Origin of the sequence: Streptomyces sp. NPDC102467 (assembly GCF_044765445.1) — a bacterium.
GTDB lineage: Bacteria > Actinomycetota > Actinomycetes > Streptomycetales > Streptomycetaceae > Streptomyces.
On the sequence record NZ_JBIWKA010000017.1, the window covers coordinates 36,976 to 49,175 of the forward strand.

Genomic DNA, 12,200 nt, shown 5'->3' on the forward strand with positions numbered 1-12,200 from the left:
CCGCTGCTTATGTTCAGCAGAAACGAACGATCGAGGCCGGGACTCATCCCTCCAGATACGCCAGTACGGCCAGCACCCGACGGTTGTCGCTCTCGCCGGGCAGCAGGCCGAGCTTGGTGAAGATGTTGCCGATGTGCTTGGTCACGGCCTTCTCCCCGACGAACAGGGCCTCCGCGACACCGGCGTTGGAGCGCCCCTGCGCGAGCAGCCCGAGGACCTCGCGCTCGCGGGCGGTCAGCGAGCCGAGCTTGCGGTCGCGGACCTTGCGGGCGAGCAGCTTCGAGACGACCTCCGGGTCCATCACGGTCCCGCCGCCCGCGACCTGCCCGATGGTGCGCAGGAATTCGGCGCCGTTCGTGACCCGGTCCTTCAGGACGTAGCCGACCGCACCCGCGCCGTCGGCCAGCAACTCATGTGCGTACAAAGGCTCCACGTACTGGGAAAGCAGCAACACAGGGAGCCCCGGCACCTGTTCGCGGGCGGCGAGGGCCGCGCGCAGGCCCTCGTCGCTGAAGTCCGGCGGCAGGCGTACGTCGACGATCGCGACGTCGGGCCGCTGTGCCACCAGGGCCGTGCGCAGCTCCGGTCCGTTGTCGACGGCGGCGACGACTTCATGGCCGTACGCGCCGAGGAGCCGGACGAGACCGTCCCTCAGCAGGAAGTGGTCTTCGGCGACGACAACGCGCACGGCACCTCCATCGAGACCTGCGTCGGGCCACCGGCCGGGCTGTTCACCGCGAGGACACCGTCGAAGGTGGCCAGGCGGCGCTCGATGCCGGCCAGACCGCTGCCCCGGGCCGGATCGGCGCCGCCGCGGCCGTCGTCGGTGACGCTGACGCTCAGGGCCGAGCGCGCGACGTCGTAGCCGATGTCGATCCACAGGCGTTCGGCGTCACCGTGCTTGGCCGCGTTCGTCACGGCCTCGGCGACCGCGAAGTACACGGCGGACTCGACGGGCGGCTCGGGGCGGCCCTCCAGGTCGACGGCGACCTCCGTGTGCAAGGGGCTCAGCAGCGCCAACGACCGTACGGCGTCGGCGATTCCGCGGTCGGCGAGGACCGGCGGGTGGATGCCGCGGACGAGATCGCGCAGCTCTTGGAGGGCCGCGACGGAAGAGGCGCGGGCCTCGGCGAGCAGGACGCGCACGGCTTCCGGGTCCTCGGCGAGCCGGTGCTCGGCCGCGTCGAGGGTCATGCCCATCGCGACGAGGCGGGCCTGGGCGCCGTCGTGCAAGTCCCGCTCGATGCGCCGCAGTTCGGCCGCCGAGGTGTCGACGGCGTCGGAGCGGGTCGCTGCCAGGTGGGTGATGCGGGCGGCCATGATCTCCTGCTCGCTCGGGGCGAGCGTGGACCGGACGAAGCGGGCGTGCCGGTCGACGGTGCCGGGCGCGAGCCACAGGCCGGCCGCGCCGACGACCAGACCGAGCAGGCCCGCCATGACGGCGGTGGGGGTGTCCGTGACGTGGACGACCGTGTACCAGAGGCCGTCCCAGCCGGCCCCCCGGCCGGCCAGGTACGGGCCGAAGAACGCCAGGAAGACGCCCCACAGGCCGTAGAGGACGAGGGCGCCGGGGACGCAGGCGATGAGGCCCCCCGCGAACGAGTACAGCGTGACCCAGCGCCATTCGCGCAGCCGCTGCGGGTCCTCCAGGATCCACCGGTAGCGGGCCACGAGCCCGCGGCGCTCCGCACCCCGGTCCATCCGCGGCCCCGACGCCGATCCGACGGTGATCCCCGACCACTCGGCGGCCAGGGCGCGTTCGCGGTCCACGAGGCGCCGCATGCCGTCCGCGGCCCGGGGCAGCAGCCCGGGGACCGGGATCCACAGCGCGTTGCCGACCATGAGCGACCAGTGCATCGCCACTACCGAAAGCCACCACAGCCGATGGCAGCGCCGCAGCGCCTCGATCCGCTTCATGTCCCGCAACTCCCCCGGCTCACCTGCTCGTTCCGCCTACCGCAACGAGTATGAGGCGAACTCCCTGGGCACGTCGGTGGAGTTAACTCCCCCATCCGTGCCGCGCGACGCCCAGGCCGCGTACCCGTCGGGCCGCACCAGCAGGGCGGTCTGCCGGCCGCCGGCCCAGTGGACGACGCGGATCCCGTCGCCCTTGTACGCGTCGCCCTCGGGCAGGATCAGCACGAACTCGCCCGCGCGCAGCACCTCGTAGAGCCGCGCACCGTCGGCCAGCGCCACGTCGGGCACCCGCTTGCCGACCAGGGGGTGCGCGCCCTTGGGTGCCGGGTAGGCGAAGCCGATGCCGGTGACCTGGCCGATGGCGCGGGTGCGCACGGCGCCGATCCGGCCGATGACCCCGATGAGGGCGGCGCGGGTCGCGAGCGTGAGGGGGGACTTCGCCATCGCCATCCGCACGATGCCGCCGCTGCTGCGCAGAACGGCCTTGCCGACGGGGTGCCGCTCGGCCTCGTACGTGTCCAACAGGGCGTCCGACGCACGGCCGTTGACGACCGCGGCCAGCTTCCACCCCAGGTTGGCCGCGTCCTGCAGACCGGTGTTCATGCCCTGCCCGCCCGCCGGGGTGTGCACGTGCGCGGCGTCGCCCGCGAGCAGGACGCGGCCTACACGGTAGGCGGGTGCCTGACGTTCGTCGCTGTGGAAGCGGGACATCCAGCGGGCGTCGTACATGCCGTAGTCGTGGCCGAGGGCGAGCCGGGCGGTCTCCTTGATCTCGTCGAGGTCGAGGGGCTCGCTGTCGGGCACGTTCCGGGCGCGGTTCCAGCCGATGACGCGGTAGTAGCCGTCGCCGAAGGGCGCGATGAAGGCGAAGGCGTCACCGACCGCGTTCACCGTGAGCAGGTTCTCCGGCTGCTCGGCGAGACGGACGTCGGCGAGCACGACCGAGCGGATGACGGACTTGCCGGGGAAGGGCAGCCCCACGGCGCCCCGTACGGCGCTGCGCATGCCGTCGGTGCCGACGACGTACGCGGCGCTCAGCTCCCCCGCCTCGCCGTCCGCGCCCCGCACCTGGACGGTGACCCCGTCCGTGCCCTGGACGAGGCCGGTCACCTCGGTCTCGTACGCGAAGGAGACCCCGGCTCCGACCGCGCGCCGCTCCAGGGCCTTCTCGACCTCGTACTGCGGGACGACGAGGAGGTGGTTGAAGCGGGAGGGCAGTCCGGTCAGGTCGATGGTGAGTCCGCCGAACAGGCGGAGCCGGTCGAGTACCTGCCCTTGTTCCTCGACCTCGTCGGCCAGGCCGCGGGCGTCGAGCTGTTCCAGGGTGCGGGCGTGCACGACGAAGGCGCGGGAGAGATTGCTGATGCCGGGCGGGCGCTTCTCCACGAGGGTGACGGGCACGCCGGCGGCGGCGAGGTCACCCGCGAGCAGCAGGCCGGTGGGGCCCGCGCCGACGACGAGGACGGAGCGGTCGTGCGCGGTGCCGTTGCTCGGGGTGCCGTTCATGGAGGCCTCCTCTTACACGGTGAGGCGTTCATGGTGAGGCGTCACGTCAGGAACGAGGAAGTCCTCTTTCGCGGAGAACGCGTCGAGGGCACCCACCGCGACAGGTGCGCGGCGAGTGCCCTCGACGGGAAAACTCTGCGGGTCAGCCCTGCTTGTGCTGCTTGCGGGACTTGTCACCCAGCACCACGAGACCGGCGATCACCAGGAACAGGACGATCGGGGCCGCCACATAGAGGCCGAGCGTATCGATCACACTCAGGCCGTTACCCGGGTCGTCGCCGTCGTCGCGCGTGAGCGCGAGCGCGGGGGACGACATGAGCAGCATCATCAGCGTCGTACCGGAGGCCAGGGCGCCGGCGCGCAGGGCGTTCTTCTTGTCCACGGTGCCAACGTAGCGAACGCCTAAACGACGCGCGCGTCCGGGGGGCCTGTAAGGGGCACGGTCGTTCCCGCGAACACGTTGAGCAACGCGTGCGCGCGGGGCGAGGAAGTCAGGTCCTCCAAGGTGACGGGGCGGCCCGCCGAGTCGGCGACAGGCAGCCGCCAGTTGGGGTACTCGGTCCAGGTCCCGGGCAGGTTCTGCGGGCGCCGGTCGCCCACGAGGTCGGGCAGCCAGATGCCGACCAGACGGGCCGGGGTGCGCAGCAGGAAGCGGTGCACGGCCCGCGCGGCCTCCTCCTCGTCGCCGTGGCTGCCCGGCGGCAGCAGGCCGTGGCGGGTGAACAGGTCGAGCCACTCCGCGATCTCCGCCGCCGCCTCGGCGGGTGTCGCCGTGGACAGGCCGAGCCGCTCGCGCAGCCGCACGTCGTCGCCGGAGAGCCGGGCCGCGGTGGACGGCAGGTCGTGGGTGGTGGCCGTGGCGACGCAGTCGGTGCGCCACTCCTCGGCCGGCACCGGGCTCCCGTCGCCCTCGGGTGCGTAGTTCCGCTCGAACCACAGCACGGACGTGCCGAGCACGCCGCCCTCGCGCAGCCGCTCGCGCACGCCTGGCTCGACCGTACCCAGGTCCTCCCCGATGACGTACGTGCCCGATCGCGACGCCTCCAGGAGCAGTACGGCCAGCATCGCCTCGGCGTCGTAGTGGACGTACGTGCCCTCCGTCGGGGCCTCGCCCTCGGGGATCCACCAGAGCCGGAACAGGCCCATCACGTGGTCGATGCGGACGGCGCCCGCGTGCCGCATCAGGTTGCGCAGGAGATCGCGGAAGGCCGCGTAACCGGTCTCCGCGAGACGGTCGGGGCGCCACGGGGGCAGGCCCCAGTCCTGGCCGCGCGCGTTGAACGCGTCCGGCGGCGCGCCCACGCTCGTGCCCGGCGCGAAGACGAGCCGCTGGGCCCACGCGTCGGCGCCGCCGGGGTGCACGCCGACCGCGAGGTCGTGCACGAGCCCGATCGGCATGCCCGCCTCACGCGTGGCCCGCTGGGCGGCGGCCAGCTGGACGTCGGTGAGCCAGGCGAGCCGGCGGTGGAAGTCGACGCGGCCCGCCGACTCCCGGCGCGCATGCGCCGTCCCGGACGAGCGCGGGTCCTGCAGCTCGGCCGGCCAGGTGCGCCAGTCGGGGCCGTGGCGCTCGGCGAGCGCGTTGTACGTGGCGTGGTCCTCCAGGGCGGCGCCCTGTTCGGCGAGGTACTTCTCGTAGGCGGCCCGGCGGCCGGGTGTCAGGGGGATGTCGTACGCCGCTTCGAGCGCCTCCCGCTTCAGCGCCCATACGGCGTCCCGGTCGATCAGCCCTGCCTCTTCGAGGACGGCTTCGCGCAGCCGGGCGGCCTCGCTCGCGATCGGCGGGACGCGTGCGGGGACGTACGCGTACTCGGGTACGTCCTCGATCCGCAGGTGCACCGGGTCGGGGAAGCGGCGGGACGAGGGGCGGTACGGGGACGGGTCGGTGCCGCCGTCCGGCCCGCTGGGGACCGCCGCGTGCAACGGGTTGACCTGGAGGAATCCCGTGCCGTGGGTGTGCGCCGACCAGGACGCCAGATCGGCGAGGTCGGCGAGGTCGCCCATCCCCCACGAGCGGCCGGAGAGCAGGGAGTAGAGCTGGACCAGGAGGCCGTGCGTGCGCAGGGGCGGCACCGGGGCCTTGCGCGGCGCGGCGATCAAGTGGGCCGTCGCCGTGACGCCGTCCCGGGTCTCGACCGTGAGGGTGTGCACCCCCGGCGGGGGACTCTCCTGGTCGCCGGGGCGCGGCGGATACTCCCACCCGCCCGCCTGATCGCCGGGCTCCGTATCGGCCAGGGACAGACGGGTGCCCTCGGGGAGCTCGTCCAGCCAGCCCGGCCGTGCGGCGCCGAGCCACCACACCACCGTCGGCGGCAGCAGACGCGCGGCCGACTCCGCCTCCCGCGCGGCCAGCGCGTCCCGCACCGCTTCTGGCGTAGCCGCGTCGACGCCGAACGCGGCGAGCGCCGCCGTGACCGCCGCGTCGGAGGCCACGACCGTGCGGCCCGGCGCGGGCGAGTAGGAGGTGGCCACGCCGTACAGCTCGGCGAGCCGGGCCAGGGTCATCCCGCGGCCAGGCCGCTCGGAGTGGGCTCGGAGGTCAGCGGGGCCGCGTCGGTGAGGGGCGGCTCGGAGGTCAGCGGAGCGTAGTCCGCGAAGGGCGGTTCGCTGGTCAGCGGGGGCTCGGCGGAGGACGTCGTGGTGTCGGCGCCGGTCAGGGTGGTGTCCGCCTGTTTGGAGAGGGCCGAGAGCAGAAGATGTGCCGATGCGGCCACGGGGGCCTCCTTCGTCAGAGGTCTCATACATGTTCTCGTACGTGTCAGGAGTCCGGGTCCCTACCCACTGGATACGAAGGCAGACCTGTTCGGGCGGACAACGTGTTGCTGGTCACATTGTGTACGACGAGAAGAAGTTGACCAGGGAGCCGGGAAAACCGGAAGTCCTCCGGCCCGGCGACGGCCGGCCAACCGGAACCCCGATTCCCACTTACGGCATTCCACCGGCCACTCCATTCGCCACTATGTACTCAGTACATATACGCAGTACATACTGAGCGCCATGAGCACCCGCCACGTCCTGCTGGGACTGCTCGCTTCCGGTCCGCGCCATGGTTACGACCTCAAGCGACGCCACGACGACCGGTTCCCGCAGGCCCGTCCCCTCGCCTACGCGCAGGTCTATACGACGCTGCAGCGCCTGGTCCGCGACGGCCTCGTGGAGGTCGAGGGGACCGACTCGGACGGCGGCCCCGAGCGGACGCTGTACCGGGCGACACCCCACGGCAACCGTGAACTCCTCGGCTGGGCGGCGCGGATCACCCCGCCCGCCCCGCACGTCACCAACGAGATCTTCGCCAAGGTCGTCGTCTCCATCCTGGTCGCGGGGCAGGGCGCCGATCCCGCCGCCCACCTGCTGGCCCAGCGCGCCGCGCACATGGCGCGCATGCGGGAGCTGACCGCGGTGAAGAGCGCTCCCGGCGCCGACCTCACCACCGTCCTGTCCGCCGACTACGCCCTCGCCCACCTCGATGCCGATCTGCGGTGGATGACCACCACCGCGGCCCGGCTCGCCACCTTGACCGCGGAGGTCACCGCAGCATGAGCACACTTCTGACCGCCAGAGGACTCACGAAGTCGTACGGCAGGACGCCCGCGCTGCGCGGCGCCGACGTAGAGGTCCGCACCGGCGAGATCCTCGCCGTCACGGGCGCGAGCGGCAGCGGCAAGTCGACCCTGCTGCACTGCCTGGCCGGCATCGTCCGCCCCGAGGAGGGCACCGTGACGTACGACGGTCTCCGGCTCGACGGCCTCGACGAGGAACGGCTGAGCGAGCTGCGCCGTACGGACTTCGGCGTCGTCTTCCAATTCGGCCAGCTCGTACCGGAGTTGACCGCTCTGGACAATGTCGCCCTGCCGCTGCTGCTCGCGGGCCGCAGGCGGGCGGCGGCACAGGGCGAGGCCGACGCGTGGCTGGAGCGCTTCGGGGTGCGCGGCCAGCGGGAGCTGCGGCCGGGCGAGATGAGCGGCGGCCAGACCCAGCGGGTCGCGCTGGCCCGCGCCCTGGTGACGGAGCCGAAGGTGGTCTTCGCCGACGAGCCGACCGGCGCGCTCGACTCCCTGGCGACCGAGCAGGTCCTGACGTCCCTGGTCCACACCGTGCGCGAGACGCACACGGCCGTGATCCTGGTGACGCACGAGGCGCAGGTGGCGGCGTACGCGGACCGGGAGGTGAGCCTGCAAGACGGGGTGGTGCAGGAGACCTCCGGGGCCTTCGGGGGCGCCGGTTCGGCGGATTCCGCCTGGGGCGCCGGTTCCTCCGGGGCCGCCGGGGTCGCGTCGTCGTCGGAGGTGGAGCGATGAAGGTCGTCTCCGACCTGCGCCTCGCGTGGCTGCTGACCCGCGGCGCCGACCGCCTGGAGCGGCGGCGGGCCGCGCTCACCGCGGCGGGGGCCGCCGTGGCGACGTGGTTCGCCCTGCCGGCCATGGCACTGGCGAGCATCCAGGGGCAGTACTCCTTCACGTACGGCCACGGTCTGCTCGACCAGCCCGGCACCCGGCACGGCATCGCCGCCGGACTGCTGCTCCTGCTGGTCCCGCTGCTCGGCTTCCTCGGGCAGTGCGCCCGGATCGGCGCGGTCCACCGCGACCGGCGCCTCGCGGGCCTGCGCCTCGCGGGGGCCGGGCCACGGCAGGTGCGGCGGATCGCGGCGCTGGAGGCGGGGCTCGCCTGTCTGGCGGGGACGCTCGCCGGGTTCGTCGTGTTCGCCGCGCTGCTGCCGGTCGTGGGCTGGACACCGCCGGGCCTCGCCTGGCCGGGCCTCGTCCTCGTCACCCTGCTGATCCCGGTGCTCGCGGCGCTGGTCAGCGCCGTCGCACTGCACCGGGTCATCGCCTCGCCGCTGGGGTACGTCCGCCGGGAGCGGCCGCCGCGCGGGCCCCGTCCGCTGACCGCGCTGTTGCTGCCCACACTCGCCGTGATCCTCGGAGTGGCACTGCTCATGACCCGCGGTTCCGGTACCGGCCTCGCGGGCCTGCCGCTCTTCGTGCTCGGCGCGGTCGTGCTCACCGGCGCGGGATCCATCTGGGTCGCCGGCGCGTCCGCCTCGGCGATGGGGCGGCGGCTCGCGGGCCGCACCGAGAACCCGGCCGTGCTGCTCGCCGCCGCGCGCCTTCAGGAGGACCCGTGGGCGGCGGCCCGCAGCCACGCCGCTGTCCTGCTGGTCACGATCGTGGGGGTCGGCGTGGTCGGCATCCGCCGGGTGCTCCTGGCCGACCTGCACGAGATCCAGCGCACGGGCAGCGCGGGCGAGCCCACGGACTACTACACCTTCGGCCTTGACCTCTCCGCGGCGGCCGTCCTGGTCGCCCTCGTGATCAGCCTCGCCGCGCTCGCGGTGGGCACGGCCGAGTCGCTGTCCACGCGGCGCAGGGCGCTCGCCGCGCAGGTCGCCGCCGGGGTGCCGCGCCGGGTCCTGACCCGCACGCTCCTTCTGGAGACCGCGCTGCCGCTGGCCCCCGCACTCGTCCTGGCCACCCTCGGCGGCACGGCGATCCACCTCGCGTACGCCGTCGCGTCGGGGCAGGCCCTCCCCTGGGCGCTGCCGCTGCTGGTCCCGGTCGGCGTCTACGCGGCCTGCCTCCTGGCGGCGGCCACCGCGCTGCCGCTGCTGCGGCGCTCGGTGCACCCGGCCTTGCTGCGGACCGCCTGAGTCCTCCCGGTCGCCGGCTACTTCGCCAGGTTCGTCGGGGGTATCGGCGAGGCGGCCAGCGACTGCGGCGAGGTGGCCGAGGCGTACGCGGACGGCGCCGACACGCCGGCCGCCGGGTCCACGGCCGCCTCGCCGTCCACCAGCACCGGCGCGCCGCCCACGATCCGGATGCCCGACTCGTCGAAGGCCCCCTTGATGCGCCAGCGCAGTTCGCGTTCGACGGTAAGGGCCTTGCCGGGCATCGTCTTGGCGGTGACCCGGACCACCATCGAGTCGAGCAGCACGCTGTCGAGGCCGAGCACCTCGATGGGCCCCCACAGCATCTCGTTCCACGGTTCGGCCTTGCTCATGGCCTCGCCGACCTCGGAGAGCACCGCCCTCACCTTGTCGAGGTCCTCGTCGCCGCGGACGGTGACGTCGACGCCCGCGGTGGCCCAGCCCTGGGACAGGTTGCCGATGCGCTTGACCTCGCCGTTGCGCACATACCAGATCTCGCCGCCGTCGCCGCGCAGCTTGGTCACGCGCAGGCCCACCTCGATGACCTCGCCGGAGGCGACGCCCGCGTCGATGGTGTCCCCTACGCCGTATTGATCCTCGAGAATCATGAAGACGCCGGAGAGGAAGTCGGTGACGAGGTTGCGGGCGCCGAAACCGATCGCGACACCGGCGACACCGGCGGAGGCGAGCAGCGGCGCCAGATTGATCTCGAACGTGCCGAGGATCATCAGCGCGGCCGTGCCCATGATCACGAACGAGGCGACCGAGCGCAGCACGGAACCGATGGCGTGCGAGCGCTGACGGCGCCGCTCCACATTCACCAAGAGGCTGCCGAGCGCGGTGCCGTTGACCGCCTGCGCGGTGCGGTTCATGCGCTCGATCAGCTTGGTGATGGCCCGCCGTATCGCGACGCGCAGCACGCACGCGATGACGACGATCAGCAGCACCCGCAGACCGATGCCCAGCCAGGCGGACCAGTTCTGTTCGACCCAGCTGGCGGCCTGTCCGGCCTGCTCCTGGGCGTCCTTGAGGGTGGGTTGCGGGGAGTCGGACGAGGAGTTGCTCGCCCCCGCGGCCGACAGGACGGACGAGATCACGGCAGGTACCTCCAGGCGTGGCCATCTGCTCGCCTCGGGTGGCTCGGGGACATCAGCGGGCAGACCCACCACACTAACGGGGCATTGTGTGTGGATCGTTGTCATGTTGGAGGGAGAGACGGTGCTCACTTGGGGATGAAGGAAGTGTGGTCGAAAACACTCCAAGGCCGTTACGTGGACATGGTGGCGCCACGACCAGCCAGGAGGGGAGACTGGCTACGAGATCGTCCCGGCGCGAGCCACGCGCCGCCGGCGTACAAGGAGGCATCCGTGCCGCATGTCCTGGTCCTCAACGCGTCGTACGAGCCACTCGGCGTCGTACCGCTCCGCCGCGCGCTCGTACTCGTCCTCGAGAACAAGGCCACGTGCCTCGAGGAGTCCGGCGCCTTCATGCACAGCGCGACACGCACCGTCCCCGCTCCCAGCGTGGTCCGGCTCAAGCGGTTCGTCAGGGTCCCTTATCGGGGGCCCGTTCCTCTGACCCGGCGTGCACTGTTCGCCCGTGACGGCGGCCGGTGCATGTACTGCGGTGGCGTCGCAACCAGCGTCGACCACGTGATCCCGCGCAGCCGCGGGGGTCTGCACGCCTGGGACAACGTGGTGGCGTCGTGCCGCCGCTGCAATCACACCAAGGCCGACCGTCATCTGGTGGAGATCGGCTGGCGCCTGCGCCACAAGCCGGCTCCGCCGTCGGGTCTGGCCTGGCGCATCATCGGGACCGGACATCGGGATCCGCGCTGGCTGCCCTACTTGCAGCCGTTCGGCGCGGACGAGGCACTGGCCCGGATCGAGGGAGTCTCCGCCTGATCTCCGACCTGACTCTCGATCCGGGTCCCTGTGTTTCCGGGCGGCCGCACGCCGGTGGGTGTGCGGCCGCCGTCGTGTCCGGGCTCGGCTTCGCCGTGCTCGTTCATGCGCGCCGTGCGGAACACGTGTCGCCACCGTCGTTCGGCGCGGACGAGGCTGTGGCCGGAATCGAGAGCGTCTGCACATGACTGCCGATACGGGTCTCTTGTGCTCAGTTCAGGCTGGTCGCAGTACTCGGCATCGAGCGCCCGAAGGTGCGGCGGTAGGCGGTGGGGGTGGTATCGAGTGCGCGCCGGAAGTGCAGGCGCAGGTTGGCGGCTGTGCCCAGCCCGCAGTCGCGTGCCACCCGGTCGACCGAATGGTCCGTGGCTTCCAGCAGTTCCCGCGCCTTGCCGAGGCGGGCGTTGAGCAACCACCGCAACGGGGTCGTGCCCGTCTCCTCGGTGAACCGGCGCATGAGGGTGCGCTGCGAGAGGCCTGCGTGCCGGGCGAGTTCGCGTAGCGTGAGGGGCTCGTCCAACCGTTGCAGGGCCCATCCTCGGGTGGCGGAGAGCGACGCCTGGCCGGCCACCGGGACCGGGGCCGGCACGTACTGGGCCTGCCCGCCGTCGCGATGCGGGGCGGCCACCAGACCGCGAGCGATCTCGTTGGCCACCACCGCGCCCAGGTCGTGGCGCACGAGGTGCAGGCACAGGTCGATGCCGCAGCACACTCCGGCCGAGGTGAGCACGGATCCCGCGTCGACGTAGAGCACGTCGCGATCGACCGTGACGGCCGGGAAGTCCCGCTCGAACGCGTCGACATGCTTCCAGTGGGTCGTGGCGTGCAGCCCGTCCAGCACGCCCGCCGCGGCCAGCGCGAAAGCTCCCGTGCAGATCGACACCACGCGTCTGCCTCGGTCATGGGCCTCGGCCAGCGTGCGGAGCACGGCCTCCGGCGGCCGAAGCAACGGCTCGAACCCCGGCACGATCACCGTGTCGGCGGCGCGCACCTGCTCCAGATCCCCGTCGGCGACCAGGCTGAACCCCCCGGTGGTGGCTACCTTCGCGTCGAGCGCGCACACGGTCGTCTCGTAGGAAGTCTCCGGCCGGGCGGTGAAGATCTGGGTCGGGATCGCCAGATCGAGCGGGGTGACCCCGTCCAGCGCCAGGACCGCGACGCGATGCACAGTCATGGCAATATCCTAACGAAGTATGGGAATTTTGCCTCTCGCCAGGTCAGAGCGGTGC

General features: G+C 72.5%; 12 protein-coding genes. 4 read left to right on the forward strand and 8 right to left on the reverse strand.

Features of this window, described 5'->3' with window-relative positions; all coding sequences use genetic code 11:
• Window positions 1–43 precede the first annotated feature (43 nt).
• From ACIREE_RS31850 to ACIREE_RS31875, 6 genes are all read right to left on the reverse strand, one after another.
• Window positions 44–688, reverse strand: coding sequence for a LuxR C-terminal-related transcriptional regulator (locus ACIREE_RS31850; RefSeq protein WP_404159876.1), 645 nt, complete (start codon window positions 686–688; stop codon window positions 44–46).
• Entirely contained in the window at window positions 652–1,917 is a 1,266-nt protein-coding gene (locus ACIREE_RS31855; RefSeq protein WP_404159878.1) for a histidine kinase, read from the reverse strand. Before ACIREE_RS31855 ends, ACIREE_RS31850 begins: the two co-directional genes overlap by 37 nt.
• A 36-nt stretch (window positions 1,918–1,953) precedes the next feature.
• Window positions 1,954–3,423 (reverse strand): FAD-dependent monooxygenase, encoded by a 1,470-nt coding sequence (locus tag ACIREE_RS31860; protein WP_404159881.1) that lies wholly within the window; start codon window positions 3,421–3,423, stop codon window positions 1,954–1,956.
• Between the two features lie 142 nt (window positions 3,424–3,565).
• The gene (locus ACIREE_RS31865) at window positions 3,566–3,805 is read right to left on the reverse strand and encodes a hypothetical protein (RefSeq protein WP_404159884.1); all 240 of its coding nucleotides are present in this window, start codon (window positions 3,803–3,805) and stop codon (window positions 3,566–3,568) included.
• Window positions 3,806–3,825: 20 nt separating this feature from the next.
• Window positions 3,826–5,928 (reverse strand): 4-alpha-glucanotransferase, encoded by a 2,103-nt coding sequence (gene malQ / locus ACIREE_RS31870; RefSeq protein WP_404159887.1) that lies wholly within the window; start codon window positions 5,926–5,928, stop codon window positions 3,826–3,828.
• Window positions 5,925–6,137, reverse strand: a complete 213-nt coding sequence (locus ACIREE_RS31875) for a hypothetical protein (protein WP_363191688.1) — start codon at window positions 6,135–6,137, stop codon at window positions 5,925–5,927. Before ACIREE_RS31875 ends, malQ begins: the two co-directional genes overlap by 4 nt.
• A gap of 283 nt (window positions 6,138–6,420) precedes the next feature.
• On the opposite strand from ACIREE_RS31875, the gene ACIREE_RS31880 reads away from it, so the two are divergent.
• From ACIREE_RS31880 to ACIREE_RS31890, 3 genes are read left to right on the forward strand one after another with little or no spacing between them, the layout of a single operon-like run.
• Window positions 6,421–6,963 (forward strand): PadR family transcriptional regulator, encoded by a 543-nt coding sequence (locus ACIREE_RS31880; RefSeq protein WP_404159890.1) that lies wholly within the window; start codon window positions 6,421–6,423, stop codon window positions 6,961–6,963.
• The gene (locus ACIREE_RS31885) at window positions 6,960–7,721 is read left to right on the forward strand and encodes an ABC transporter ATP-binding protein (RefSeq protein ID WP_404159893.1); all 762 of its coding nucleotides are present in this window, start codon (window positions 6,960–6,962) and stop codon (window positions 7,719–7,721) included. The genes ACIREE_RS31880 and ACIREE_RS31885 overlap by 4 nt, the downstream gene beginning before the upstream one ends.
• On the forward strand, window positions 7,718–9,070 hold the full coding sequence (locus tag ACIREE_RS31890) for an FtsX-like permease family protein (RefSeq protein ID WP_404159895.1): 1,353 nt from the start codon (window positions 7,718–7,720) through the stop codon (window positions 9,068–9,070). Before ACIREE_RS31885 ends, ACIREE_RS31890 begins: the two co-directional genes overlap by 4 nt.
• A 17-nt stretch (window positions 9,071–9,087) precedes the next feature.
• Here the strand turns inward: ACIREE_RS31890 and ACIREE_RS31895 are convergent, their stop codons facing one another.
• The gene (locus ACIREE_RS31895; RefSeq protein ID WP_404159898.1) at window positions 9,088–10,164 is read right to left on the reverse strand and encodes a mechanosensitive ion channel family protein; all 1,077 of its coding nucleotides are present in this window, start codon (window positions 10,162–10,164) and stop codon (window positions 9,088–9,090) included.
• Between the two features lie 270 nt (window positions 10,165–10,434).
• Here ACIREE_RS31895 and ACIREE_RS31900 point away from each other — a divergent pair, with 270 nt between their 5' ends.
• Window positions 10,435–10,971 (forward strand): HNH endonuclease, encoded by a 537-nt coding sequence (locus tag ACIREE_RS31900; protein WP_324769927.1) that lies wholly within the window; start codon window positions 10,435–10,437, stop codon window positions 10,969–10,971.
• 211 nt (window positions 10,972–11,182) lie between these two features.
• Here the strand turns inward: ACIREE_RS31900 and ACIREE_RS31905 are convergent, their stop codons facing one another.
• Window positions 11,183–12,145 carry a GlxA family transcriptional regulator gene (locus ACIREE_RS31905; RefSeq protein WP_404159902.1) on the reverse strand — a complete coding sequence of 321 codons (963 nt, stop codon included), beginning with the start codon at window positions 12,143–12,145 and terminating at the stop codon, window positions 11,183–11,185.
• Between the last annotated feature and the right edge of the window lie 55 nt (window positions 12,146–12,200).